The organism is Microbacterium sp. ARD31, assembly GCF_031844425.1.
The window spans coordinates 70,196-94,988 of the sequence record NZ_JAUZVE010000018.1; the positions used below are offsets into that span (position 1 = coordinate 70,196).

Genomic DNA, 24,793 nt, shown 5'->3' on the forward strand with positions numbered 1-24,793 from the left:
ACAATGGGGCCATGACCGCCGTGCCCGACTCCCTCACGCTGGGGCCGCTGCGCGTCGACACCCCGGTGGTGCTCGCGCCGATGGCCGGCATCACCAACGCGGCCTACCGCCGCCTGTGCGCCGAGCAGGGCGCCGGGCTCTACGTCTGCGAGATGATCACCAGCCGCGGGCTGGTCGAGGGTGACGAGACCACCCGGAAGATGCTCGTCTTCGACGACCTCGAGTCGGTGCGCTCGGTCCAGCTCTACGGCACCGACCCGGTCTACATCGGCAAGGCCGTGGAGATCCTCTGCGCCGACTTCGGCGTCGCGCACGTGGACCTCAACTTCGGCTGCCCGGTGCCGAAGGTGACGCGCAAGGGCGGCGGGGGAGCGCTGCCCTGGAAGCGCGGCCTGCTCGGGGAGATCCTCGAGCACGCTGTCGCCGCCGCGGCGCCGTACGACGTCCCGGTGACGATGAAGACCCGCAAGGGCCTCGACGACGACCACCTCACCTACCTCGACGCCGGTCGCATCGCCCAGGAGAGCGGCGTCGCCGCGATCGCCCTGCACGGCCGCACGGTCCAGCAGGCCTACTCCGGCGAGGCCGACTGGGACGCCATCGCCGCGCTCGTCGACCACGTGGACATCCCGGTCCTGGGCAACGGTGACATCTGGGAGGCCGCCGACGCGCTGCGGATGGTCGAGCACACCGGCGCCGCGGGCGTGGTCGTCGGCCGCGGCTGCCTGGGCCGTCCCTGGCTGTTCCGCGACCTCGCCGCCGCCTTCCACGGCGAGGACGTCGCGACGCTGCCGACCCTGGGCGAGGTCAAGGCGATGATGCGCCGCCACGCCGAGCTGCTCTCCGAGCACATGGGGGAGGAGCGCGGCTGCAAGGAGTTCCGCAAGCACATCACCTGGTACCTCAAGGGCTTCCCGGCCGGCGGGGAGCTGCGCCACCAGCTCGCCCTCGTCGACTCGCTCGCCTCGCTCGACGTGCTGCTCGACGGCCTCGACGACGACGCCCCCTTCCCCGAGCGCGAGCTCGGCACGCCCCGCGGGCGGCAGGGTGCCCCGCGCAAGAAGGTGGTGCTCCCCGACGGGTGGCTCGACGACACCGACGGCCGCGGCGCCCACCTGCGCGAGGACGCCGACGAGACCACTGGCGGCTGAGCCGACCCGGCAGGCCGCGCCTGCCGTCGTACGCGGGCATTCGTGCCGGGTGAGCCGAAACACGCCGATTTTTACTTGGGGAGATTGGGACACCGCGGAAATCCTGTGCTTCACTCGATGATCGCGTCGACGTGGGCACGAGTCTTCCCCGTGATCTCCCCCTGATCTCCCTCGTGGTTCGGCGCCGTCCCCCGTCAGCAAGTGCAAAGGATCAGCGCTGTGGCTCAGCATCGCCACAAGCGGGAAACCCCTGCTATCCGTTCCCCCCGTTCGACCCGAGTCCCCCGTTCCGTCCTGGTGTCCGCGCCGCTCGCCGTCGTGGCGACGCTGTCCGCGGTGACCATGGGCGTGCTGTCGGCCTCGCCGGAGTCCTCCGGCAGCGACCTGCTCGCCGCGTCGAGCAGCAGCACCGACACCAGCCAGTCCCTCGCCAACGCGACGGCCCTGTCCCGGCGCGGCGAGACCACCGTGTCGCGGTCCCAGATCCGCACCGCGGCGAAGGCCGAGTCGGCCGCCCGCCAGGACATCGAGGTCGACCAGCAGGCGCGTCGCCTCGCCAAGCGCCTCGACGACACCATGTGGACCACCGAGGCCCTCAACCTGTGGGACGGCCCCAGCGAGAAGTCCGAGAAGCTGGGCGTCATCGACGCCCTGCGCCAGGTCGCCGTCACCGGCCGCGAGCAGGCAGGCCGCACGCAGGTCGTCATCGACGGCCAGTCGCGCTGGGTCACCAGCGACTACCTCGCCCAGGCCAAGCCGAAGCCGGAGCCCGAGGGCCCGAGCCTCGGCGGCAGCTGCGGCAACGGCTCGTCGATCGACGCCGGTCGCGCGTCGCTCTACGACATCCACGACGTGGTGTGCGCCAACTGGCCTGAGATCACCAGCTACGGCACGTGGCGTGGCGACGGCGAGCACGGCCAGGGCCGGGCGATCGACATCATGACCAGCGGCGAGACCGGCTGGGCCGTGGCGAACTTCCTGCGCGCCAACTACTCCGCGCTGGGCATCGAGTACATCATCTACGCCCAGAACATCTGGTCCGTGGAGCGCGCGGGCGAGGGCTGGCGCGGCATGTCCGACCGTGGGTCGGCCACCGCCAACCACTACGACCACGTGCACGTGACGGTCTACTGACCCTGCTGCCGACGCACGGCGTCCTCGGCGCTCGCTAGGCTGACCGGCCGATGAGCATCGAGGACCTGTACGACGACCCGGCGCGCGAGCGCGTGGTCGCCGAGCCGCCCAAGCGCGTGGACGCCCCGGCCCGGCTGGCGTTCGAGCGCGACCGGGCGCGCGTGGTCCACGCTGCGGCCTCGCGCCGCCTGGCCGCCAAGACCCAGGTGGTCGGCCCGCAGACCGACGACTTCGTCCGCAACCGGCTCACGCACAGCCTCGAGGTCGCCCAGGTCGCGCGCGACCTGGCCCGTGCCCTCGGCACGCACCCCGACATCGCCGAGACCGCGGCGCTGGCCCACGACATGGGCCACCCGCCGTTCGGGCACAACGGCGAGCGCGTGCTGGCCGAGCTGAGCACCGACTGCGGCGGCTTCGAGGGCAACGCCCAGACCCTGCGCCTGCTCACCAGGCTGGAGTCGAAGACCTTCGACGCCGACGGCCGCTCGGCCGGCCTCAACCTGACGCGGGCCACCCTCGACGCGTGCACGAAGTACCCCTGGCCGCGCTCGGCGGCGACGGGCCCGCACGGCGTCCACGCCGACGGCACGCCCCGGGTGGTGGTGAAGTTCGGCGTCTACGACGACGACCGCCCGGTCTTCGACTGGATGCGCGCCGGCATCGACGGGCCGCGCCGCTGCCTCGAGGCGCAGGTGATGGACCTCGCCGACGACGTGGCGTACTCCGTCCACGACGTCGAGGACGGCATCGTCGCCGGCCGGCTCGACCTCACCCGGCTCGACCGCGACGGCCTGTGGCAGACCGTGCGCTCCTGGTACCTGCCGGGTGCCGACGACGCAGCACTCGACGAGGCCCTGGCCGGGCTGCGGGCGGTGGGCAGCTGGCCCCAGGCTCCCTACGACGGTTCACGCCGCAGCCTGGCCGCCATCAAGAACCTCACGAGCGACCTGATCGGACGCTTCTGCGGCAGCGTCCAGGAGGCGACCTTCGCCGCGACCGGGGGAGACCCGCTCGTGCGCCACCGCGCCGACCTCGTGGTGCCCGCCCGGACCGAGGTCGAGATCGGCGTGCTCAAGGGCATCGCCGCCCACTACGTCATGCAGGCCGACGACCGCGTCTCGCTGATGGAGCGGCAGCGCGAGCTGGTGGCCGAGCTCGTCGAGGGCCTCTGGTCGCGCGGCGCCGACGGTCTCGACCCGGTGTTCGTGGAGGACTGGGCGGCCGCCGCCGACGACGCCGGGCGGCGCCGGGTCGTGATCGACCAGGTCGCCTCACTCACCGACGCCAGCGCGGTCGCCCGGCACGCGGACCTCCGTCACCGGGCGGTCGGTTAGCCGACGACCTCGTACGTCGACGGGCGGAGCCCGGACCTACGGCAGGTCGCCCTGCGGGTACGGGTTGTCCTGCAGCGCCACGTTGTCGGGATTGAGGTTGGCCTCGAGGTCGGAACGGTGGTTGCCGCTGCCCGACGGGGTCACCTTGTCGGCGGCCGTGCTGGCGGCGGACGCCACCTTGTCCTTCACGACCGGCGCCTTCTCCTTGGCCAGGTCGGCGGCCTGGTGGGCCTTCTCCTGGACGCGCGGGTCCTCCTTGACCCGCGTGGCGGTCCTCTTGATCTGCTCGTAGCGCTCCCGACCGGCGCGGGCGCCGAGCACGTAGCCCGCGGCGGCGGCGATCAGCAGGGTCAGCTTCTTCATGGGTCGATCCTTCCGGTGGGTCAGTGGTTGCGGCGCAGTCGCCAGACGAGCAGGACGATCGCCATGGCGGCGAGGGAGCCGGCGGCGGCGAGCACCTCGGGGCGGGGTGCGCCGGTGTCGGTCGTCGCCGAGTCCTTGAGGGCGGCGACCTTCTGCTGGGCCTGGGACTTCACGTCGAGCTTGGCGGCGAGGTCGTCGACGGTCGCGGCGAGCTGCTCGCGCTGGCGCGCGACGTCGGCCTCGAGCTCCTCGGGGGTCCTGGTCTCACCCGTCTGGTCAGGCATGGTGGTCTCCCTTCACCGTGGCGATGTCCTCCTTGATGCCCTGGATCGCCCGCTCCGGGGCCGGTGGGGCGGCCTCCGCGACCTTGTTCTTCCCCATCAGCGCGACCACACCGGCGGCGACGAGGAGGACCACCGCGACGATCAGTGCGGCGAGCCACGCGTCGACGACAGTCGCGAGGCCCAGGATCGCGGTCGTGACGAGGGCGGCGAGGGCGAAGAAGGCGAGCAGGCCGGCGACGCTGAACATGCCGAGGCCGACCCCCGCGCGCTTGCCCTTCTGGGCCACCTCGGCCTGGGCGAGGCGGATCTCCGAGCGGATGAGCTCGGGGATCTGCTGGGAGAGCTGGTGGACGAGTGCTCCGAGAGTCTGACCCTCTGGCGCTCCGTGCTGAGCAGTCATGTCCCGACCCTCGCAGACACCTCGGCCGTGCACCAGCGCCGTTCGCCCGAAGGGGTGCACGGGGCCGCTGCGCGCCGATGTGGAGACGGCGCAGCGGCGGTGGGTGCCCGCCCGTAGACTCCCCGGCGTGGCAGGCCGGATTCGCGACGACGACATCGCCGAGGTGCGCGAGAAGGCGCGGATCGACGACGTCGTCTCGGGCTACGTCACCCTCAAGCGCGCCGGCGGCGGGTCGCTCAAGGGGCTGTGCCCGTTCCACGACGAGAAGACGCCGTCGTTCAACGTCAACCCCGCCCGCCAGTTCTTCCACTGCTTCGGGTGCGGAGAGGGCGGCGACGTCATCTCCTTCCTGATGAAGGTCGACGGCCTCACCTTCACCGAGGCCGTCGAGCGGCTCGCCGAGAAGGTCGGCGTGCAGCTCCGCCGCGAGGACGGCGACGACGAGCCGGTCCGTCCGCGCGGCCCGGCCCGTGCCCGGCTCATCGAGGCGCACAAGGTCGCCCAGGAGTTCTACGCCGAGCAGCTCGCCACCGCCGACGCCGTGGTCGCGCGCCAGTTCCTGCACCAGCGCGGCTTCGACCAGGCCGCCGCGGAGATGTTCGGCGTCGGCTTCGCCCCGCGCGACGGCGAGGCGCTGGTCCGCCACCTGCGCGGTCGCCGGTTCACCGACGAGGAAGGGGTCGCCGCCGGCCTCGTCGCGCTCGGCCGCTCCCACTACGACCGCTTCCGAGGGCGCCTGATGTGGCCGATCCGCGAGGCCAACGGCGACACCATCGGGTTCGGCGCCCGGCGGATCTTCGACGACGACCGGATCGAGGCGAAGTACCTCAACACCTCCGAGACCGCGATCTACAAGAAGAGCCAGGTCCTCTACGGCATCGACCTCGCCCGCACGGCCATGAAGGACAGCCAGCAGGCCGTCGTCGTCGAGGGCTACACCGACGTGATGGCCTGCCACCTCGCCGGCGTACGCACTGCGGTCGCGTCGTGCGGCACCGCCTTCGGCACCGATCACGCGCGGGTGCTGCGCCGCTTCCTCGGCGACCACAACGAGACCAGTGGCGAGGTCATCTTCACGTTCGACGGCGACTCCGCGGGCCAGAAGGCGGCGATGAAGGTCCTCGAGAGCGACCAGGTCTTCGCCTCGCAGACCTACGTCGCGGTCGCGCCCGAGGGCATGGACCCGTGCGACCTCCGGCTGAAGGAGGGCGACGAAGCGGTGCGCGAGCTGGTCGCCAAGCGCCAGCCCCTCTACCGCTTCGCCCTCGACAACATCCTCGGCCGCTACGACCTCGACCGCGCCGACGGCCGGGTCGACGCGCTGCGCGACGCCGCGGGCCTGGTGGCCAGCATCCGCGACAAGACCAAGGTGGACGCGTTCTCGCGCGAGCTGGCCCACATGGTCGGCATGGACGTCGACGAGGTGCGCGCCGAGGTGCGCCGCGTGGCGAGCCGTCCCGCCAGGTCCGACGAGCGCCGTACGCCGCGAGCGTCCGAGGCGCCGGCGCCCCAGGAGCCGGCACGTCCGGCCCTGCCGGGCCTGTCCGACCCCCGCTTCCTCATCGAGCGCGAGCTGCTCAAGATCGTCATCCAGCACCCCGCGGGCGTCGGGCGCACCACCACCCACGTCACGACGGGCGACTTCACGCACCCGACGTTCCAGGGCGTGTGGGAGGCGGTCACCTCGGCCGGTGGGCCGTCCGACGGCGCCTCCGATCCCGGCTGGGCCAGCAAGGTGCGTGCCGCCGCGACCGAGCCGGCGGTGGTCGCGGCCATCACCGAGCTCGCCGTCGAGCCGGTGCGCGGCACGACCGACCCGAACCCGACCTTCGCCGTCGCCTACGTCTACCGCCTCCAGGAGCTCACCACGTCCCGCCGCATCGCCGACGTCAAGGCCCGCCTCCAGCGCACCAACCCGGTCGACAACGCCCTCGACTACAACCGCATGTTCGGCGAGCTCGTCGTGCTGGAGCAGCACCGACGCAAGCTGCGCGAGGGCGCGGTCGGCCAGCCCGGAGGCACCGCATGAGCCCGTCCCTCCGCCGGGGCCGCACGCCCGCTCCCGCCGTCCCCGTCGCGCCGGGGGAGAAGGTGCTGGCGGCCACCACGGCCACCGACGGCGTCGTCCTCGCCGGCACCCGTGACGCCTTCTACGTCGTCGCGGCCGGCGAGACCCGCCGCGTCCCCTGGGAGCAGGTGGAGGCGGCCGACTGGGACCGTGACACCGACACCTTCCGGCTCTCCGAGGTCGGCAGCTGGGGCGAGCAGCGCCCGGTCCACGTCGCCACCCTGCAGGAGCCCGGGCGGCTCCTCGAGCTGGTCCGCGAGCGGGTCACCGCCAGCGTCGTCCTGCAGCGCCACGTCGCGGTGACGGGGCGGCGCGGGCTGCGCGTCATCGCCCGCCGCGCCCCTGCCGGCACCGGCACGATCCAGTGGGTCTACGAGTACGACGAGGGCATCGACCCCGAGGACCCGGCCGTGCGCGCCGTCGCGCGCAGCGCGCTGGAGACGATGCGGCGCGACGTCGGACTGCCCTGACCGGGCCCTGATTTCACCCGCGGTGTCCGGGCTTGCTAAGGTTTCGCCTCGCTGCACAAGCGATCCCCTGTAGCTCAACTGGCAGAGCATTCGGCTGTTAACCGGAGGGTTGTTGGTTCGAGTCCAACCGGGGGAGCAACGAGAAGGGCCCGAGGCGAACGCCTCGGGCCCTTCGTCGTGCTGGTGCTACGTCACTTGATGCGGACGGCCTTCGAGGTCGCCGCGGGGACCGGCGGGCCACCGCTGCCGACGATGACCTCACCGGCGCCGGCGAACACCGCGCGGACGCGGTCGCCCTTGCGGGCCTTGAACTTCGCCTTCGCGACGCCGGCCGCGTCGGTCGTGCCCTTGGCGACCTTCTTCCACTTCTTGCCGACCTTCTTCTGGAAGGTGACCTTGCCGCCCTCGGCGACGGGACCGGTGGTCGAGCCGACGGTGACCGACACCTTGGCCGTTGCCTTCACCTTGGCGCCCTTGCGCTTCGCCTTCAGGCCCACCTTCGACTTCGCCTGGCCGACGACCTCGATGGTGCCCTCGACCTGCTTGGCGCCGAAGACGGTCGGGGAGGTGCCGACCTTGTAGTCGGTGGTCGTGGCGACGGTGTAGGTGCCGTACTGCTCGTAGACCGAGCACAGCTGCAGCGCGCCGGAGTTCGCGGCCGGGGCGCCGTTGAAGGTGCCGAACGACTCGCGGTGGGCGTTGGTGCCGTCGGGAGCGATGAGCTCGATGACGATCGACCAGCTCGTCGTGCCGGCGGGCAGCTCGACGGAGTAGGTGTAGGCGTGGTCGATGCAGGTGTTGTCCGGCAGGACCGCGGTCGGCGCGAACGTCAGCGTCGCGTCACCCGGGGCGGCCTGGGCCGGCGTCGCGACCGTGGCGGTGGACAGGGCCAGGGCTGCGACGGCGACGGCGCCGCCGAGGCGCTTGAGGATCTTCATGAAGTGGTTGCTCCTTGGTCGTGTCCGGACGGTTCCGGACCTGGGTTGGACACAGGCCCGTACGTCACCGCACGCACCCCCGTTGTGCGCGGGAAAGGTAGCAACCGCCCCACGCAGTGGGTCTCCTACCCCGCCGCACGCGGGTCAACCCTTGGCGGCCTGCCCCGGACGTGCCGGCAGTCCCTCCTCCGCACCCGATAACCTGACCATGTCGAGGGACAAGATCGACAATGTGACCGAGGCCGGGCAGCGGGAGGAACGTGATGGAGCGCAGGCACCTGGAGTTCTTCCTCGCCATCGCCGATGCGGGCAGCCTCACCCGCGCTGCCCAGGTCCTGCACGTCGCGCAGCCGTCGCTGTCGTACTCGATGCGCACCCTGGAGTCCGAGCTCGGTGCCGCCCTCTTCGAGCGGCACGGGCGGGGAGTGCGGCTCACCGCTGCTGGTGAGGCGCTCGTCGGGCCTGCGCGGCGCGCCGTGCGGTCCTTCGGGCTGGCGGCGAGCGCGGTGCGCGGCGTCACCGACGGCGGCTTCGGTCTGCTCCGCATCGTCTCGAGCACGACGTGGGCGGTCCACCCGCTGGTGGGGCTGATCGGTCAGTTCCGGAGGATGCGACCGCACGTCCGGTTCGAGGTCACCGACCCGGCCGCCCGCACGGTCGTCCTGGACCAGGTCCGCACCGGGCAGGTGGACTTCGGCCTCGTCGACGGGCCTCCTCCGGCCGGCGCCCTCGCCAGCCTCGAGCTGGCCGAGCAGCAGCTGCTCGCGGTCCTGCCGCCCGGCAGCGGTCAGGGCCTCACGGCCACGGTCGAGGAGCTGCTGCGGCACGGCCTGATCGGCACTCCTCGCGGCACGGCGCTGCGGGGGCTGCTCGACCAGCACCTCGAGGCAGCCGGGCAGGCGACGGACGTGATGGTCGAGACCGCGCACGCCGCCTCCGTCGTGCCGCTGGTCGTCTCGGGTGCTGGCGCCGCCGTGCTGCCCGAGGGGATGACCGCCGACGCCGCGACGAAGGGGGCCCGGGTCGCGCGGCTGGAGCCGGAGGGGCGCGCCTCGGTGTCCCTCGTGTGGCAGGGCGCTGGTCTCGACGGCGTCGCCGGCGACTTCCTGGAGCTGGTGCGCGAGCACCGCGCCGACCCGGCGTACTGATCCGGACCCATAGAGACCGTCTATTCCTGCTCCTCACATGCGGTCTACGACGCAGCGCGCTTCCGCTTGGCCGTCCGTGTCGTCTAAGTCTATCGTTTCACTCATATATTGAGTCAGCCTTCCGGACCAGGAGCCCCCATGACCCACCGCACCACCATCCGCGGCGCCCGCCTCGCCGTCGTCCTCACCCTCGGCCTCAGCGCGGTGCTGACCGGGTGCGCGTCCGACAGCGAGTCCGACGACGGGTTCGCCAGCAGCAGCTCCGGCGGCGGCACCGACTCGGTCGTCTTCGCCGAGCAGCCATGGGTCGACCTGCAGGTCGAGAACGAGATCGCCGTGCAGATCCTCGAGGAGCTCGGCTACGACGCCTCCATCAAGAAGAACCTCTCCGTCGAGAACGCCGCCTCGGCGCTCGGCACCGGCGACATCGACGCCTACCTCGGCAACTGGTGGCCATCACAGGAGCCGACCTTCGGGGAGCTCATCGACGGCGGCGACGTCGACGTGGTCTCCACCATGGTGACCGGCACCGAGTACGCCCCCGCCGTCCCCGGTGACGTCGCCAAGGAGCTCGGCGTGACGTCCCTCGCCGACCTCGACGAGCACGCCGACGCGTTCGGTCGCAAGATCTACGGCATCGAGGCCGGCTCCCCGGGCAACGAGACCATCCAGGCCGCCATCGACGCCGACGCCTACGGTCTCGGCGACTGGGAGCTCGTCGCGAGCGGTACGCCGGCGATGCTGGCGCAGGTCGAGAAGTCCACGAAGGCCGGGGACCCCATCGTCTTCCTCGCGTGGAGCCCGCACTGGATGACGGTCCAGTTCGACACCGTCTTCCTCGAGGACCCCGACGAGGTCTGGGGCGGCGCCGGCGAGATCCGCACGGTCACCCGGGCCGGCTTCGCCGACGACAACCCCGAGATCAACGAGTTCCTGGGCAACCTGACCTTCACCACCGACCAGGCGGGCGAGTTCTACTACGCCCACGACAAGGACGGCCAGGACCTCGCCGACATCGCCTCGGAGTGGATCGACGCCAACCCGGACGTCGTGGCGTCCTTCCTCGACGGCGTGGACGACGCGGACGGCGAGCCGGCGGCCGAGGCGTTCGCGTCATGACGTCCGCCCAGCACCGGGCCGACGCGCCCGTGACCGAGCAGCCGGCTATCGAGGGCCGGTCCCTGTCCAAGGTCTACGGCCTCGGCGACCGTCAGGCGGCCAGGGCCCTGTCCGCTGCAGATCCCGCGGCGGCGGTCGCCGCCGCGGGCGGCTACCTCGGCGCCAGCGACGTCAGCTTCTCCATCGCCCGCGGCGAGATGTTCGTGGTGATGGGCCTCTCCGGCTCGGGCAAGTCGACCGTCCTGCGGATGATCAACCGCCTCAACGAGCCGACGGCCGGCGAGCTGCTCATCGACGGCGAGGACATCACCCAGGTCAGCGACAGCCGCCTGCGCGAGATCCGCAACAACGACATCGGCATGGTGTTCCAGCACTTCTCGCTCTTCCCGCACCGCACCGTGCGCGACAACGCGGCGTACGGCCTCAAGGTCCGCGGGGTCGGCAAGGCCGAACGCCGCGAGCGGGCAGATGCCGCGCTCGCTCGCGTCGGCCTGGGCGACCGCGGGGACAAGCTTCCCCACGAGCTGTCGGGAGGCATGCGGCAGCGCGTGGGCCTGGCCCGCGCCCTGGCCGTCGACCCGCCGATCCTGCTGATGGACGAGCCCTTCTCCGCGCTCGACCCGCTCATCCGCCGCGACATGCAGGACCTGCTGCTCCAGCTGCAGTCCGAGGACCGTCGCACCACCGTGTTCGTCACGCACGACCTCAACGAGGCGATGCGCATCGGTGACCAGGTGATGGTGATGCGCGAGGGGCAGGTCGTCCAGTGCGCCCCGGGCGCCGAGATCGTCGCCCACCCGGCCGACGACTACGTCAGCGAGTTCGTCGCTGACGTCGACCGTGCCCGGGTGCTGACCGCGTACGACCTGCTCCGTCCTGCCCGCCTGGTCTTCTCGGTGGCCGACCGTCCCGACGAGGCGCTGCGCCGGCTCGGCGACAACGAGGCCCAGGGTGCCTACGTCACCGCGACCGACGAGCGGCTGCTCGGAGTCGTCACCGACGCGGCGCTGCTCGCCGCCGTCAACCGCGGCGACCGCGACCTCGCTGGTGCGGTCTCCCAGGACTTCCACCGGGTGGAGCCGACCGCCCTGATCGGCGACTTCATGCACCGCGCCGGCCGCCAGGTGGTCCCGGTCACCGTGGTCGACGACCGCGGGCGCCTCAGTGGTGTCGTGCCCCGGGCGACCATCCTCTCCGCGCTGTCCACGGCGTCGCCGCAGGAGCGCGAGCGGGACGAGCGGGAGCTGGAGGTGGCCAGTGCCTGACCTGCGCATCGGTGAACGCGGTGAGAGCGTCATCGACTTCATGACCGAGCACCTCGGTGGGTTCTTCGACCTGCTCAAGCAGGTCCTCAACTTCGGCCTGCGCACGGTGTACGACGCGCTGACGGCCCTCACGCCCGTCGCGATGGTCGTCGTCCTGGTGGTCGTCGCGCTCCTGGCGACCCGACGGCTGCTGCTGTCCGTGGGCCTGGGGCTGGGACTGCTGCTGATCCAGTCCATGGACCTGTGGGCCGAGACGATGCAGACGATGGCGTCGGTGGTGGTGGCGACCGTCGTCGCCCTGCTCATCGGCATCCCGCTCGGCATCTGGTCGGCCTTCGACCCGGTGGTGCGCGGCATCCTGCGACCGGTGCTCGACCTGATGCAGACCCTGCCCGTCTTCGTCTACCTGCTGCCGACGATCCTCTTCTTCGGCGTGGGCGACGCCCCCGGGCTGGTCGCGACCATCGTGTTCTCGGTGCCGCCCGCCGTGCGACTGACACAGCTCGGCATCAACCAGGTGGACGCCGAGACCGTCGAGGCGTCGGTGGCCTTCGGCGCCTCGCGCCGCGAGGTGCTGCGCGAGGTGCAGCTCCCGCTCGCGATGCCGTCGATCATGACCGGCGTCAACCAGGTGATCATGCTCGCGCTCTCGATGGTCGTCGTCGCCGGCCTCGTCGGCGGCGCCGGACTCGGAGGGGTCGTGGTCAACGCCGTCCAGGGCCTCCAGATCGCCGCCTCCATCGAGGGCGGCCTGGCCGTCGTCGTGATCGCCATCTACCTCGACCGGGTCACGGCGGCACTCGGCGGCCAGGGCCGCGCCGAGCCCGCCTGGTGGCCCCGCCGCAGTCCGTCCGCGCTGACCCCGGCGCCTGCCGAGGCCGCAGCAGCGGCCTGACCCCCTTCACGGAAAGGAACACCCACCATGACCTCGACCCTCGACCGACACACCGTCACCGTCCACCAGCTCGGCGGCCGCATCGGCGCCCGCATCGACGGCGTCCGCCTGGGAGGAGACCTGCCAGATGGCACGGTCGCCACCATCCGCGAGGCGCTGCTGCGCCACAAGGTCGTCTTCTTCCGCGGGCAGGACCACCTCGACGAGGCGGGCCACCAGGCGTTCGCCGAGACGTTCGGTCCGCTGACGAGCGCGCACCCGACGGTCAACACGGGCAGCGGCCGCGTCTTCAAGGTCACCGCCGACAAGGGCATGGCCGCCAACGCCTGGCACACCGATGTCACCTTCGTGGACCGGGTGCCGGCGATCAGCGTGCTGCGCGCCGTGCACCTGCCGCCCTACGGCGGCAACACGGTGTGGGCCAACACCGTGGCGGCGTACGACGCCCTCCCGGCGCCGCTGAAGGCGCTGGTCGACGACCTGTGGGCGGTGCACACCAACAGCTACGACTACGCGCAGCGCGACGAGGAGTCCGAGCAGCCCGACGCGCACTACACGCGAGCCGACTTCGCCTCCCAGCTGTTCGAGACCGAGCACCCGGTCGTGCGCGTGCACCCGGAGACGGGGGAGCGGTCGCTGGTGCTCGGGCACTTCGTGAAGTCGTTCAGCGGGTTCAACAGCGCCGAGTCGATCGCGCTCTTCACCCTCCTGCAGAACCGCATCACCCGGCTGGAGAACACCATCCGGTGGACCTGGCAGCCCGGCGACCTGGCCGTGTGGGACAACCGGGCGACGCAGCACTACGCGGTAGCCGACTTCGGCGCCGAGTACCGGGAGATGGCACGCATCACCGTCGCCGGCGACGTCCCGGTGAGCATCGACGGGCGGCAGAGCCGGGTGATCCGCGGCGACGCCGAGGCCTACTCCCGCCTCGACGAGCTGATCAGCTGAGGTCCGGGGACGGCGCCGGCGCGCACGGGGTGCGCCGGCGCCCTCACCCCCAGCCGAGGGGGAACACCTCGAACGTCGCCGCGTGCGTGACGCCGAGTCCCTGGCCGCCGGCCCGCAGGATCCCGTCGAGGAACTCCTCGGGGTCCCAGCCCTCCCAGCCCAGGCCGTCGATGTAGGCCTTGTGCTCCTTGAGCGAGGCCACGCCGGCGTCGAAGGTGTCGGTCACGTCGACCGCGTGGGTCGACTGGGGCGACCCGGCCGCCCAGACGGCGCGCACGCCGCCCCACGGCTCGAGGCCGTCGGCGAGCTGCTCGGGGAAGATCCACCGGTTGCCCGCGTCGCGCACGGCGTCGAGCAGGGCCTTGCCGACCGCGATGTGGTCGGCCTGGTTGAGGTTCGTGCCACCGAAGGTCTCGCGGAAGTTGATGGTCACCGCGACGTCGGGGCGGTGGCGCCGCACGACCTCGGCGATCACCGACCGGAGCGCGACGCCGTACTCCAGCACGCCGTCGGGAAGGCGGAGGAACTCGACCTCGTCGACGCCCACCACGGCGGCCGACGCGACCTCCTCGGCCTCGCGCGCGGGGCGGCACTCGTCGGGGTGCATCCCGTCGATGCCGGCCTCGCCGCTGGTCACCATGCAGTAGACGACCCGCTTGCCCTGTCCGGTCCAGCGCGCCACCGCGGCAGCGGCGCCGTACTCGATGTCGTCGGGGTGGGCCACCACGAACAGCGCGGTCTGCCAGTCCTCGGGTAGGGGCTCGAAGCTCGGAGGGTTCGCCATGGGCCGAGCATGGCACCGCGACCGCCCGGGTGTCTGCCCCGGACGAGGCCGGGTCAGACCATCAGGCCGACGGACTGCGGCGCGAAGCCCGGGAAGACCTGGGCCACGCTCACCCCGAAGCGCTTGGTGACCACCTCGGTGAGCACGCTGCGGTAGTCGGTGGTCACCAGCAGGTCGCCGTCGAGGGTGTTCTGCAGCCCCGGCCACGAGCCGTAGTACTTCCCGCCGCGCACCCCGGCGCCCGCCACGAACATGACGTTGCCGAAGCCGTGGTCGGTGCCGTAGTTGTCGTTCTCCTTCACCCGGCGGCCGAACTCGCTGAGGGTCACGAGGGTGACGCGGTCGGCGGCCGGACCGAGGTCGGCGAAGAAGGCGGCGATCGAGCTGGCGAGGTCGCCGGCGTTGCGCTTCATGTCACCCCACTCGAGCGTGCCGAGGTCGGTGTGCATGTCCCAGTCGCCCTGGTCGACGGTGATCACCTCGGCGCCCACTCCCGCGCGGACGATGCGCGAGACGTCGGAGAGCGCCTTGCCCAACGTGCTGGAGGGGTACGCCGTCGTCGGCGTGCCGGCCGGCAGGTCGCGCGCGGCGCCGAAGGTCTGCGCGCCGGCGATGGCGTCGCGGACCGCCTGGCCCATCAGGCCGTTGCCCTTCCAGGCGTGCGTGAGCGCGGCGAGGCGTCGGCCGTCCTCGTCGGTCCCGGCCACCTTGGCGCTGTCCACCTTGCCGACCACGAAGGCCGGCTCGGTGCCGAACAGGGAGGTGGGGACCTGGTTGCCCATCGCGGTGCCCTGCAGCGGCGAGGCGCCGGGCAGCTGGCCGAGCAGGCGGTTGAGCCAGCCGTTGCGCTCCGTCGAGCCCGGCGCGGCGTCCTCGATGGCCTCCATGGCCGCGAAGTGCGATCGGTTCGGCGTTGCCATCCCCGTGGCGTGCACGGCGGCCAGCGTGCCGGCGTTCCACATCGGGAGCAGCGGCGCGAGCGCGGGGTGCAGGCCGAACATCGCGTCGGGCGCGAGCAGCGACGCGTGCGGGATGCCGATGCGCGGGCGGGCGGCGTAGTAGGCCGGGTCGGCGTGCGGGACGACGAGGGAGAGGCCGTCGGCGGCGCCGCGCAACGACAGCAGCACCAGGACGGAGCCGGCGGGGTTGGCCAGGCGTGATGCGGTCCGGTTGGTGACGGCGTACGCACGGGGCCCAGTGCTGCTGAGGCCGGGGCCGAGGGCGACGGCGCCACCGGCGAGCAGGGCGCCGCCGAGCAGCGAGCGTCGGCTCAGGGCGGAACGGGCCTCGTCGTAGTCGGGGCAGCCGCAGGAGCGCACGGCGGGGGAGGCCGGGGTCGGGGAGGTCTGGGGAGTCGTCATGTCAGCACGCCAGGTGGTCGGGGGAGTCGAGGACGGCGGCGAGCAGCCGGGGGAAGCCCCACTGCACGAGCTCGTGCTCGCGGTCGATGCGTTCCTTGGGCTTGCAGCCCGTGGCCAGGCACGCGGTGGTCACCAGGCCCTTGCTGGCCGGGCGGTGGAGCAGCTCGCGGCTCACGTCGTCGACGAGGTCGGCGAAGCGCACCGGCTTCTTCGCCGGCACCCACTTCTCCGGCTTTTTGTAGTGCAGCCCCACCGTCGGCCACCAGCCGCCGGCCATCGACCAGTGCATGCTCATCGAGCCGAGGGCCCGCGCGGGGGAGGCCCAGATCTCGTCCCGGACGGGGGTGCCGTCCGGCCGGGGCCACGCGTGCGGCGAGAGGCCCAGGCCCTGCGCCTGCCAGAGAATGGCGTTGGCGCCGGAGTCGTCGGACCCGGGCCGGTCGATGCCGACGCCGAGCGCGCGGTAGGTCGCCACGACGTCCTCGCTGGGGTCGCGCAGCTTGCGACCGGACGAGGCGCGGAACTCCTTGCTCGCCACGAGTGCCCGGAGCACCGGCACGATCTCGGTGTCGTTCTTCAGGTAGACCTTGGCCAGGCGGTTCACCAGCGCCCGTGGCGGGTCGTCGCGCACGAACTTGGTGGCCAGCCGCTCGGCGACGTGCTGGGCCGTCAGCGGGTGGTGGGCGAGGTAGCGGAGGTAGTCCTTGGTGACCTTGCGGCCGTCGGCCTTGGCGTTCTTGTCGCTGAACCCCTTGACCTTCACCCGGCCGCGGTAGTGGTCCTCCTTGACGTACGACGCCGCCCAGGACTCCCAGAGGTCCACGTGCCAGCCGGTGAGGATCCGCGCCGACGCCTTGACGTCGTCCTCGCTGTAGTTGCCGGCGCCCAAGGTGTGCAGCTCGAGGAGCTCGCGGCCGAGGTTCTCGTTCGGTGCGGTCTTGGTCGAGGTGGCGGCCGACAGGAAGATCAGCATGGCCGGGTGTGTCGTCGTGGCCACGAGCATCTCGTCGAAGCGGCCGAGCGCGTGCTTCCGGATGGTGTCGCCGTAGTCGACGCGCCAGGTGAACTGGGCGTCGCCGCTCACGGGGACGTGCAGCATCGCCTCCCAGAACTCGGTCATCTTCTCGAGCACCGGGCGACGCGTGCGGATCCGTCGTACGAGCAGCCAGCGGCCGTAGTCGGCCATCACCTCCCAGCCGCCGCGCACCTCCTGGACCTGGCGCTGCCAGAGGTCGGCGGGCTTGCGGTCGAGGTCGGGCCACCAACGGCGCACCGCGTCGGCCGACGCGTCCGGGAACGACCCGGGCCGCGTGATCTGCCGTTCGAACCACTCCTGCGCACCACCTGCGCGCACCACGTCGCGCGCGAGCGCCGCGTCGACGCCGTAGCCAAAGCGCGTGACGAGATGGCGCTGCGACGGGGTCAGCAGCTGCGACTTCTTCTTCCTGGCCACCGAGGTCCTCCCGTACCCGAGCCACTTCCGAGACGGATCACTGTCCCACGCCGGGAGCCGGACGCGAAGTCGAACTCGTATTTCACTTGCCCGGCGCCACCTCGTGCGGTCCCATCGCCCGGTGGAGATCCGAGAGCTGGACACGACCGACCCCGCCGCCCTCCGGGCCTGGTACGACGTCCGGGAGCGGTCGGTCCGCGCCGACCGGCCGTACGCCCTGCTGGCGACGTACGCCGCCTTCGAGGTGGTCGCCACCGCGTCCAGCACCTACTGGTCGCGCACCTGGTTCGAGGCGGTTGACGCAGGACAGGTCGTCGGGGTCGCCGAGCTCGAGCTGCCGCTGGAGGAGAACCTCGACCTCGGCTGGTGCGAGGTCTCGGTGCTCACCGGGCACCGACGCCGCGGCACGGGCCGGGCGCTGTGGGACGCCGTCGTCGCGCGGGCCCGCCAGCACGGCCGGAGCCGGCTCGGGGGCGAGGTGAGCCTCGACCTGGCCGTGCCGGGGGCCGGCCTCGCGTTCGCCACCGCCGTGGGTGCCGTCGAGAAGCACCGCGAGGACCACCTCCTCGCCGACCTGCCGCTCCCACCGGCGCAGCTGGACCCGGCCTACGACCTCGTCGCGTGGCGGGGCCGCTGCCCCGACGAGCACCGCGCCGCCTACCTCGCGATGCGCAACCAGATGAACGCCGACGTCCCGACCGGCGACCTCGACCTGGACGTGGAGGTGCTCGACGACGCCCGCCTCGCCGCCTCGGAGGAACGCCTGATGAGGGCGTACGACGTCCGCGTGGCGGCTGCGCGCCGTCGCTCGGACGGCGTGTTCGGCGGCTACTCGCTGCTCTTCGTGCCGCACGGCACCGACCACGGCTGGCAGGACGACACGCTGGTCATGCCCGAGCACCGCGGCCACCGCCTCGGCGCCGCCCTGAAGTCGGCCAACTACGCCGACCTCCCGGCCCACGTCACACAGGTGCACACCTGGACCGCTCCCGACAACACCGCGATGCACCGCACCAACACCACCCTCGGCTTCCGCGTCGTGGAGCGCATGTACGAGATGGAGGCGCCGATCGCCTAGGGTGCGGCCCGAGGGGCGGTAGCTCAGTCGGTCAGAGCAGAGGACTCATAATCCTTGGGTCGTGGGTTCGAGCCCCACCCGCCCTACGAGTCCCGGACCCGTGCCCGTCAGCCCTCGCCGGCGATGAGGTACTGCTCGCCCTGCTGCGCCAGCTGCAGCGTCACCTGCTCGGTCCTGGTGTCACCCGAGGTGGTGACGTAGTCGATCGTGTACGACGCCGTCATGGCGTCCTTGTCCACCCTGATCCTCGACGGGCTCGCGGACTCGATCGTGCTCCAGAACCCGGAGTAGTCGCCGTATCCGCCGCTGGCGGCCTGGAACTCGGGGGTGAGCATGGCGAAGGCCGCCTCGGGGTCGGACGTGACCGTCGCGAAGTAGTCCTCGACGAACTGCTTCATCTGGCCCGGGGAGCCGCCGCCAGCCGCAGGAGGCGACTCGGTCTCCGGCTCCTCGGTGGGTTCCTCGGTGGGCGACGGCTCCGACGACGGCTCCTCGGACGGTGAGGGCTCCGCGGACGTCGACGGCTGGGAGCTCCGGGTGCTGCCGGCGTCGGTCGGGTCCTCGTCGTCACGTGGCCAGAGCAGCCACGCGGCCAGGCCGGCGACCACGACGAGCGCCAGCGCAGCGGCGAGCCAGCCGGCCGGACGCCCACGCGACGGTTCGTGGGTGGCCGTGGACGAAGTCGGCGCGGAGGCGGCCGGCGCGACGGGCGCGGCCGTGGTGCGCGTGGGCTGGTCGTCCTCGACGTCCCGCGCCGGGGGCATCGCTGCGCCGAGCGGGACCGTGGCGTCGGGGGCCCTCTCCTGCCGTGCGGTGGGGGCGTCGGGCCCCGAGCCGCCGCGGGCGGCCTGGCGCAGCTCGTCGCGCACCCGCTCCACCGGCCACCGCCCCTCGGGGTCCTTGACCAGCGTCACGGACAGGAGCCCCGCGAGCGGGTGGTCGTCGGGCAGGCGCGGGGGGTCGTCGTGCACGATCCGGTAGAGCCCGCCCATGACGTTGTCGCCCACGTCGTACGGCGGCCGCCCGGTGAGCGCGAACCAGAGGGTCCCGCCGAGCGACCAGACGTCGCTGGCGGCGGTCGCGGGGGACCCCGACGCCACCTCGGGCGCGAGGTAGGCGGGTGAGCCGGTGATGAAGCCGGTCTGGGTCAGCGCGGCGTCCGTGCCCGACCGGGCGATCCCGAAGTCGCCCAGCTTCGCGTGGTTGTCGTCGCCGACCATGATGTTGCCCGGCTTCACGTCGCGGTGCACGATGCCCGCCCGGCCGGCCTGCACGAGGGCGTCGGCCGCCTGCGCGACGATGCCCGCCGCCCGCGTCGGCGGGAGCGGGCCGTCCTCGGCCACCACCTGGGTGAGCGTGCGGCCGCGGACCAGCTCCATCACGAGCCAGTAGCAGTCGTCGTCCTTGACGAGGTCGAAGATCGACACCACGTGCGGGTGGTTGATGCCCGCCGCGAGCCGCGCCTCCCGCTCGGCACGCGCGATGTCCTGCCCGGTCGTGCCGGGCAGCAGCCCGATGCGCTTGATGGCGACGGACCTGTCGAGCAGCTCGTCGTGGGCGAGGTGGACCGACCCGGCCCCGCCTCGTCCGATCTCCCGCTCGAGCGTGTACCTGCCTGCGATCACCTGTGACCCTTTCCGTACGCCGAGTGCGTGCGCTCCGAGCCACGCTAGCCACCCGGCCCCGAGCGCTTCACACCCGTTCGGACCTGCGTGTCGCGGCCGCCCGGTCAGCCCTCGCCCGCGATGAGGTAGGTGTCGTCGAAGCGCTGCAGCTGGAGCCGCACGTCCTGGGTGTCCCGGGCGCCCGAGGTGAAGACGTAGTCGACGGTGTAGCCGACCGTCAGGTCCGACGGGTCGCTCTGCACGTCGGCGAGGCGCGCGGACCGCACCTTCCCCCACCAGCCGATGTAGCCCTCGTAGCCACCACTGACCTCCTGGAACTCCGGCGTGAGCTGGTCGAAGGCCTTGCGTGGGTTGCGGGTCACGGTGGACAGGTAGGACGCGATGAAGGCGTCCATCTGCTCGCGGGTGTCCTCCGCGGACAGCGGCGGAGCCGTGCTGGTGCTCGTGGTCTGCGAGGTGGTGGGCGAGCGGGGCGTGTCGTCCTCGACCGCCTCGGGGGTCTCGCGTCCGGCCCACACGTAGGCCGCGACGACCGCGGCGACCGCGAGCACGGCGGCGAGCGCGACCCAGGCGTACGGCGCCCGGCTCCGCCGTGGCTGCTCGTCGTCCGGCGAGGTGGGCTCGGCCCGCACGGTCGGCAGCTCGCCGGTCCGTTCGCCGTTCACGCGGGGGGCGGCCGCCGGCACAATGGCGCGCTGGCCGCGGGCGAGGCGCGCGAGCTGGTCGCGCACCTTGGCCATCGGCCAGCGGTTCTCCGGCTCGCGCGTCATCATCACCGACAGCAGCCCGGCCATCGGGTGGTCCTCGGGCAGCCGGGGCGGGTCCTCGTGCACGATCTTGTAGAGCGCGCCGATCAGGTTGTCGCCGACGTCGTACGGCGGGCGGCCGGTGACGGCGTGGTAGAGCGTGGCGCCGAGCGACCACACGTCGCTGGCCGGGGTCGCCGAGGACCCGGAGGCCACCTCGGGCGCGAGGTAGGCGGGGGAGCCGGTCACCAGGCCGGTCTGGGTCAGCGACGCGTCGTCGGCCGACTTGGCGATGCCGAAGTCGCTGAGCTTGGCGACCCCGCCCGAGACGAGGATGTTGCTCGGCTTCACGTCGCGGTGCACGATCCCCGCCTGGTGGGCGTCGGCCAGCGCGTCCGCGGTCTGGGCGAGGTAGGTCGCCGCCTCGGTGACGTCGAGCGGGCCTCCGGCGCGGACGATCTCGCCGATCGTGCGGCCGTCGACGTACTCCATCACCAGCCAGTGCACGTCCTCCTCCTCGACCAGGTCGAAGACGGAGACCACGTGCGGGTGGTTGAGCGCCGCGGCCAGCCTGGCCTCGCGGCCGGCCCGCTCGAGCGCGACGTGCTCGCCGGGGAGGATGCCGATGCGCTTGACCGCCACCGTGCGTCCGAGCACCTCGTCGTGCGCGAGGTGGACGGTCCCGGACCCGCCGCGACCGATCTCCCGCTCGATCGTGTACCTGCCTGCGATCACGTGCCGTGCCTCCTCGCGCCTCGCCCTAGGCTAGTGCCCGTCCACCAACCGACCTCACCCGAAGGAACCCACGTGACGACCCCGAATGTCCTCGACGAGCTGGAGTGGCGCGGCCTGGTCGCCCACTCCACCGACCGCGACGCGCTCCGCGCGGCGCTGGGCGAGGGGAGCGTCAGGTTCTATGTGGGCTTCGACCCGACCGCGCCGAGCCTGCACATGGGCAACCTGGTCCAGATCCTCACCGCGAAGCGCCTCCAGGACGCCGGGCACACGCCGTACGCCCTCGTCGGCGGCGCCACCGGCATGATCGGCGACCCGCGCGAGAGCGGAGAGCGCACGCTCAACTCCCTCGACATCGTCAAGGACTGGGTCGAGCGGGTGCGCGGGCAGATCGAGCCCTTCCTGTCCTTCGAGGGTCCCAACGCGGCCACGATGGTCAACAACTACGACTGGACGGCCTCGCTCTCCACGATCGACTTCCTGCGCGACATCGGCAAGCACTTCCCGGTCAACCGGATGCTCGCCCGCGACGTGGTGAAGTCGCGCCTCGAGGCGGGCATCAGCTACACCGAGTTCTCCTACGTCCTGCTCCAGTCGATGGACTACCTCGAGCTGCACCGCCAGCACGGCGTCACGCTCCAGTTCGGCGGTTCCGACCAGTGGGGCAACCTCACCGGAGGCGTCGAGCTGATCCGTCGCGCCGACGGCGGCAAGGCACACGCCTTCGCCACCCCGCTCATCACCAAGGCCGACGGCACCAAGTACGGCAAGACCGAGGGCGGCGCGCTCTGGCTCGACCCCGCCATGCTCTCGCCGTACGCCTTCCACCAGTTCTGGCTCAACGCCGAGGACGAGAAGGTGGGCGAGCTCCTCAAGGTGTTCACCTTCCTCCCGCGCGAGGAGATCGAGGACCTCGAGCAGCAGACGGCCGACAAGCCGTTCCTCCGGGCGGGGCAGAAGCGTCTCGCCGACGAGGTGACCGCCCTGGTCCACGGCGAGCACGAGGTCGAGCAGGCCAAGGCGGCGGCCGCCGCCCTGTTCGGCGGGGGAGACCTCGCCGCGATCGCACCCGAGACCCTCGGCGCCGCCCTGCGGGAGACGGGGGGTACGACGATCGCCGCCGGCGAGCTGCCGGGGATCCTCGACCTGCTCGTCGCGTCCGGCCTGGCCGCGAGCAAGGGCGAGGCACGCCGCACGGTCGCCGAGGGCGGCGCGTACCTCAACAACGTGCGCGTCGAGGACCCCGAGCTGCGGCCGACCGGAGCCGACCTCGTCGCCGGCTCGTGGCTCGTGCTGAGGCGCGGGAAGAAGAAGTTCGCCGGTGTCGAGGTGGCCTGAGACAGAGCGTCGCGGTAGGGCGTGGCGGGCCGGGGACAGCCCGTCCGACACGCCCCACCCGTCACAACAGGCCTCTGACCTGCGCAAACGTCACTGTGCTCGCGGTCACAGCGTTTCGATTTGCACGTTGTCCTGAGTACGCATACTGTTCTCTTTGTCGCCAGGGAGCGGCGGGGAGCAAGACCGGTCAGGTCGGGCTCCCGGCCCCGGGCAGGACAACCCGAAGCGGTCATCGGTCACGGTGACACCACCGGGTCAGAGCGAAACAGCCCGCGATTTGCGCGGACAGAAAGTCGCTCGCTAGGTTTGACCAGTTGCCTCACGCAACCGAGATCCTCACCGGGTCGCGATGTGAGTGCGTCTGATTCTTGAGAACTCAACAGTGTGTTTGATTAGTCGACGAATTAGTTTGTTATGCCCCGTTGACATCATGTTTGCTTCTGCCCCGTGGCCTTTTTGGCTGGTGGGTGGGGGTGTGGTGTCGCGGTTTCTTTGACAATGATTCTGGCGGGACTCTCTTTTGGGGGTCTCATCGCTAGTTTTGTTCAGTCAGGGGATGTGGCTCTTATTGATAGTCGCCTGGCTTTCTGCTGCCCGTGAGGGTTGGTGGGGGTTGGGTTGATGGTTTTCGATGGAGAGTTTGATCCTGGCTCAGGACGAACGCTGGCGGCGTGCTTAACACATGCAAGTCGAACGGAAAGGCCACTTCGGTGGATCAGTGGCGAACGGGTGAGTAACACGTGAGCAACCTGCCCCTGACTCTGGGATAAGCGCTGGAAACGGCGTCTAATACCGGATATGAGCTGCGATCGCATGGTCAGCAGTTGGAAAGATTTTTCGGTCTGGGATGGGCTCACGGCCTATCAGCTTGTTGGTGAGGTAATGGCTCACCAAGGCGTCGACGGGTAGCCGGCCTGAGAGGGTGACCGGCCACACTGGGACTGAGACACGGCCCAGACTCCTACGGGAGGCAGCAGTGGGGAATATTGCACAATGGGCGAAAGCCTGATGCAGCAACGCCGCGTGAGGGATGACGGCCTTCGGGTTGTAAACCTCTTTTAGCAGGGAAGAAGCGAAAGTGACGGTACCTGCAGAAAAAGCGCCGGCTAACTACGTGCCAGCAGCCGCGGTAATACGTAGGGCGCAAGCGTTATCCGGAATTATTGGGCGTAAAGAGCTCGTAGGCGGTTTGTCGCGTCTGCTGTGAAATCCCGAGGCTCAACCTCGGGTCTGCAGTGGGTACGGGCAGACTAGAGTGCGGTAGGGGAGATTGGAATTCCTGGTGTAGCGGTGGAATGCGCAGATATCAGGAGGAACACCGATGGCGAAGGCAGATCTCTGGGCCGTTACTGACGCTGAGGAGCGAAAGGGTGGGGAGCAAACAGGCTTAGATACCCTGGTAGTCCACCCCGTAAACGTTGGGAACTAGTTGTGGGGTCCATTCCACGGATTCCGTGACGCAGCTAACGCATTAAGTTCCCCGCCTGGGGAGTACGGCCGCAAGGCTAAAACTCAAAGGAATTGACGGGGACCCGCACAAGCGGCGGAGCATGCGGATTAATTCGATGCAACGCGAAGAACCTTACCAAGGCTTGACATATACGAGAACGGGCCAGAAATGGTCAACTCTTTGGACACTCGTAAACAGGTGGTGCATGGTTGTCGTCAGCTCGTGTCGTGAGATGTTGGGTTAAGTCCCGCAACGAGCGCAACCCTCGTTCTATGTTGCCAGCACGTAATGGTGGGAACTCATGGGATACTGCCGGGGTCAACTCGGAGGAAGGTGGGGATGACGTCAAATCATCATGCCCCTTATGTCTTGGGCTTCACGCATGCTACAATGGCCGGTACAAAGGGCTGCAATACCGCGAGGTGGAGCGAATCCCAAAAAGCCGGTCCCAGTTCGGATTGAGGTCTGCAACTCGACCTCATGAAGTCGGAGTCGCTAGTAATCGCAGATCAGCAACGCTGCGGTGAATACGTTCCCGGGTCTTGTACACACCGCCCGTCAAGTCATGAAAGTCGGTAACACCTGAAGCCGGTGGCCCAACCCTTGTGGAGGGAGCCGTCGAAGGTGGGATCGGTAATTAGGACTAAGTCGTAACAAGGTAGCCGTACCGGAAGGTGCGGCTGGATCACCTCCTTTCTAAGGA

The 24,793-nt window shown here is 70.9% G+C and carries 21 protein-coding genes, 2 tRNA genes and 1 rRNA gene; 15 read left to right on the forward strand and 9 right to left on the reverse strand.

Annotated elements, in window-relative coordinates; genetic code table 11:
- Positions 1 to 11: 11 nt before the first annotated feature.
- The 3 genes from dusB (at position 12) to Q9S36_RS29890 (ending at position 3,619) form a co-directional block, all read left to right on the forward strand.
- A complete protein-coding gene (dusB, locus tag Q9S36_RS29880) occupies positions 12 to 1,151 on the forward strand; it encodes a tRNA dihydrouridine synthase DusB (protein WP_311288474.1) in 1,140 nt (379 codons plus the stop codon).
- Positions 1,152 to 1,448: 297 nt separating this feature from the next.
- A complete protein-coding gene (locus tag Q9S36_RS29885; RefSeq protein WP_311288475.1) occupies positions 1,449 to 2,285 on the forward strand; it encodes a hypothetical protein in 837 nt (278 codons plus the stop codon).
- Between the two features lie 50 nt (positions 2,286 to 2,335).
- Positions 2,336 to 3,619: a deoxyguanosinetriphosphate triphosphohydrolase gene (locus Q9S36_RS29890; protein ID WP_311288476.1), complete on the forward strand. Its 1,284-nt coding sequence runs from the start codon at positions 2,336 to 2,338 to the stop codon at positions 3,617 to 3,619.
- A gap of 36 nt (positions 3,620 to 3,655) precedes the next feature.
- On the opposite strand, the gene Q9S36_RS29895 is transcribed toward Q9S36_RS29890, so the two are convergent.
- From Q9S36_RS29895 to Q9S36_RS29905, 3 genes are read right to left on the reverse strand one after another with little or no spacing between them, the layout of a single operon-like run.
- Positions 3,656 to 3,982 carry a YtxH domain-containing protein gene (locus tag Q9S36_RS29895; RefSeq protein WP_311288477.1) on the reverse strand — a complete coding sequence of 109 codons (327 nt, stop codon included), beginning with the start codon at positions 3,980 to 3,982 and terminating at the stop codon, positions 3,656 to 3,658.
- Positions 3,983 to 4,002: 20 nt separating this feature from the next.
- Positions 4,003 to 4,266 carry a DUF3618 domain-containing protein gene (locus Q9S36_RS29900; protein ID WP_311288478.1) on the reverse strand — a complete coding sequence of 88 codons (264 nt, stop codon included), beginning with the start codon at positions 4,264 to 4,266 and terminating at the stop codon, positions 4,003 to 4,005.
- Positions 4,259 to 4,666 carry a phage holin family protein gene (locus Q9S36_RS29905; RefSeq protein WP_311288479.1) on the reverse strand — a complete coding sequence of 136 codons (408 nt, stop codon included), beginning with the start codon at positions 4,664 to 4,666 and terminating at the stop codon, positions 4,259 to 4,261. Before Q9S36_RS29905 ends, Q9S36_RS29900 begins: the two co-directional genes overlap by 8 nt.
- A 127-nt stretch (positions 4,667 to 4,793) precedes the next feature.
- Between Q9S36_RS29905 and dnaG the strand changes: the two genes are divergently transcribed.
- The 3 genes from dnaG (at position 4,794) to Q9S36_RS29920 (ending at position 7,340) form a co-directional block, all read left to right on the forward strand.
- Positions 4,794 to 6,695: a DNA primase gene (gene dnaG, locus Q9S36_RS29910; RefSeq protein WP_311288480.1), complete on the forward strand. Its 1,902-nt coding sequence runs from the start codon at positions 4,794 to 4,796 to the stop codon at positions 6,693 to 6,695.
- Positions 6,692 to 7,204 (forward strand): hypothetical protein, encoded by a 513-nt coding sequence (locus tag Q9S36_RS29915; RefSeq protein WP_311288481.1) that lies wholly within the window; start codon positions 6,692 to 6,694, stop codon positions 7,202 to 7,204. Before dnaG ends, Q9S36_RS29915 begins: the two co-directional genes overlap by 4 nt.
- A 63-nt stretch (positions 7,205 to 7,267) precedes the next feature.
- Positions 7,268 to 7,340: transfer RNA gene (locus Q9S36_RS29920), tRNA-Asn, on the forward strand.
- A gap of 55 nt (positions 7,341 to 7,395) precedes the next feature.
- Here Q9S36_RS29920 and Q9S36_RS29925 read toward each other — a convergent pair.
- Complete coding sequence (locus Q9S36_RS29925; RefSeq protein WP_311288482.1) at positions 7,396 to 8,142, reverse strand: hypothetical protein; 747 nt, start codon at positions 8,140 to 8,142, stop codon at positions 7,396 to 7,398.
- Positions 8,143 to 8,405: 263 nt separating this feature from the next.
- Here Q9S36_RS29925 and Q9S36_RS29930 point away from each other — a divergent pair, with 263 nt between their 5' ends.
- The 5 genes from Q9S36_RS29930 to Q9S36_RS29950 all read left to right on the forward strand — a co-directional run bounded on the left by Q9S36_RS29930 (position 8,406) and on the right by Q9S36_RS29950 (position 13,520).
- Complete coding sequence (locus Q9S36_RS29930; protein ID WP_311288483.1) at positions 8,406 to 9,290, forward strand: LysR family transcriptional regulator; 885 nt, start codon at positions 8,406 to 8,408, stop codon at positions 9,288 to 9,290.
- Positions 9,291 to 9,428: 138 nt separating this feature from the next.
- Positions 9,429 to 10,409, forward strand: coding sequence for an ABC transporter substrate-binding protein (locus Q9S36_RS29935; protein WP_311288484.1), 981 nt, complete (start codon positions 9,429 to 9,431; stop codon positions 10,407 to 10,409).
- The gene (locus Q9S36_RS29940) at positions 10,406 to 11,674 is read left to right on the forward strand and encodes a betaine/proline/choline family ABC transporter ATP-binding protein (protein WP_311288485.1); all 1,269 of its coding nucleotides are present in this window, start codon (positions 10,406 to 10,408) and stop codon (positions 11,672 to 11,674) included. The genes Q9S36_RS29935 and Q9S36_RS29940 overlap by 4 nt, the downstream gene beginning before the upstream one ends.
- Positions 11,667 to 12,569, forward strand: a complete 903-nt coding sequence (locus Q9S36_RS29945) for an ABC transporter permease subunit (RefSeq protein WP_311288486.1) — start codon at positions 11,667 to 11,669, stop codon at positions 12,567 to 12,569. Before Q9S36_RS29940 ends, Q9S36_RS29945 begins: the two co-directional genes overlap by 8 nt.
- Before the next feature lie 27 nt (positions 12,570 to 12,596).
- Positions 12,597 to 13,520, forward strand: a complete 924-nt coding sequence (locus Q9S36_RS29950; protein WP_311288487.1) for a TauD/TfdA family dioxygenase — start codon at positions 12,597 to 12,599, stop codon at positions 13,518 to 13,520.
- 43 nt (positions 13,521 to 13,563) lie between these two features.
- On the opposite strand, the gene Q9S36_RS29955 is transcribed toward Q9S36_RS29950, so the two are convergent.
- The 3 genes from Q9S36_RS29955 to Q9S36_RS29965 are packed head-to-tail and all read right to left on the reverse strand — an operon-like array spanning position 13,564 to position 17,118.
- Entirely contained in the window at positions 13,564 to 14,304 is a 741-nt protein-coding gene (locus Q9S36_RS29955) for a PIG-L deacetylase family protein (RefSeq protein ID WP_311288488.1), read from the reverse strand.
- A gap of 53 nt (positions 14,305 to 14,357) precedes the next feature.
- Positions 14,358 to 15,665, reverse strand: a complete 1,308-nt coding sequence (locus tag Q9S36_RS29960; RefSeq protein WP_311288489.1) for a DUF1501 domain-containing protein — start codon at positions 15,663 to 15,665, stop codon at positions 14,358 to 14,360.
- Position 15,666: 1 nt separating this feature from the next.
- Complete coding sequence (locus tag Q9S36_RS29965; RefSeq protein ID WP_311288490.1) at positions 15,667 to 17,118, reverse strand: DUF1800 domain-containing protein; 1,452 nt, start codon at positions 17,116 to 17,118, stop codon at positions 15,667 to 15,669.
- 121 nt (positions 17,119 to 17,239) lie between these two features.
- Between Q9S36_RS29965 and Q9S36_RS29970 the strand changes: the two genes are divergently transcribed.
- Both Q9S36_RS29970 and Q9S36_RS29975 read left to right on the forward strand, forming a co-directional pair.
- Positions 17,240 to 18,196 (forward strand): GNAT family N-acetyltransferase, encoded by a 957-nt coding sequence (locus Q9S36_RS29970; protein ID WP_311288491.1) that lies wholly within the window; start codon positions 17,240 to 17,242, stop codon positions 18,194 to 18,196.
- A gap of 12 nt (positions 18,197 to 18,208) precedes the next feature.
- Positions 18,209 to 18,282, forward strand: a tRNA-Ile gene (locus tag Q9S36_RS29975).
- A gap of 21 nt (positions 18,283 to 18,303) precedes the next feature.
- Here the strand turns inward: Q9S36_RS29975 and Q9S36_RS29980 are convergent.
- Together Q9S36_RS29980 and Q9S36_RS29985 are read right to left on the reverse strand one after the other, a co-directional pair.
- A complete protein-coding gene (locus Q9S36_RS29980) occupies positions 18,304 to 19,821 on the reverse strand; it encodes a serine/threonine-protein kinase (protein WP_311288492.1) in 1,518 nt (505 codons plus the stop codon).
- Positions 19,822 to 19,925: 104 nt separating this feature from the next.
- The gene (locus Q9S36_RS29985) at positions 19,926 to 21,302 is read right to left on the reverse strand and encodes a serine/threonine-protein kinase (protein ID WP_311288493.1); all 1,377 of its coding nucleotides are present in this window, start codon (positions 21,300 to 21,302) and stop codon (positions 19,926 to 19,928) included.
- A 72-nt stretch (positions 21,303 to 21,374) separates the two neighbouring features.
- On the opposite strand from Q9S36_RS29985, the gene tyrS reads away from it, so the two are divergent.
- Positions 21,375 to 22,640 carry a tyrosine--tRNA ligase gene (tyrS, locus tag Q9S36_RS29990; protein ID WP_311288494.1) on the forward strand — a complete coding sequence of 422 codons (1,266 nt, stop codon included), beginning with the start codon at positions 21,375 to 21,377 and terminating at the stop codon, positions 22,638 to 22,640.
- A gap of 628 nt (positions 22,641 to 23,268) precedes the next feature.
- A 16S ribosomal RNA gene (locus Q9S36_RS29995) occupies positions 23,269 to 24,786 on the forward strand.
- The last annotated feature ends 7 nt before the right edge of the window (positions 24,787 to 24,793 follow it).

Coding starts and splice junctions, on each gene's coding strand:
- dusB (WP_311288474.1), top strand. CDS start 12: ATGACCGCCGTGCCCGACTCCCTCACGCTGGGGCCGCTGCGCGTCGAC.
- Q9S36_RS29890 (WP_311288476.1), top strand. CDS start 2,336: ATGAGCATCGAGGACCTGTACGACGACCCGGCGCGCGAGCGCGTGGTC.
- Q9S36_RS29895 (WP_311288477.1), bottom strand. CDS start 3,982: ATGAAGAAGCTGACCCTGCTGATCGCCGCCGCCGCGGGCTACGTGCTC.
- Q9S36_RS29900 (WP_311288478.1), bottom strand. CDS start 4,266: ATGCCTGACCAGACGGGTGAGACCAGGACCCCCGAGGAGCTCGAGGCC.
- Q9S36_RS29905 (WP_311288479.1), bottom strand. CDS start 4,666: ATGACTGCTCAGCACGGAGCGCCAGAGGGTCAGACTCTCGGAGCACTC.
- Q9S36_RS29915 (WP_311288481.1), top strand. CDS start 6,692: ATGAGCCCGTCCCTCCGCCGGGGCCGCACGCCCGCTCCCGCCGTCCCC.
- Q9S36_RS29925 (WP_311288482.1), bottom strand. CDS start 8,142: ATGAAGATCCTCAAGCGCCTCGGCGGCGCCGTCGCCGTCGCAGCCCTG.
- Q9S36_RS29930 (WP_311288483.1), top strand. CDS start 8,406: ATGGAGCGCAGGCACCTGGAGTTCTTCCTCGCCATCGCCGATGCGGGC.
- Q9S36_RS29935 (WP_311288484.1), top strand. CDS start 9,429: ATGACCCACCGCACCACCATCCGCGGCGCCCGCCTCGCCGTCGTCCTC.
- Q9S36_RS29940 (WP_311288485.1), top strand. CDS start 10,406: ATGACGTCCGCCCAGCACCGGGCCGACGCGCCCGTGACCGAGCAGCCG.
- Q9S36_RS29950 (WP_311288487.1), top strand. CDS start 12,597: ATGACCTCGACCCTCGACCGACACACCGTCACCGTCCACCAGCTCGGC.
- Q9S36_RS29955 (WP_311288488.1), bottom strand. CDS start 14,304: ATGGCGAACCCTCCGAGCTTCGAGCCCCTACCCGAGGACTGGCAGACC.
- Q9S36_RS29960 (WP_311288489.1), bottom strand. CDS start 15,665: ATGACGACTCCCCAGACCTCCCCGACCCCGGCCTCCCCCGCCGTGCGC.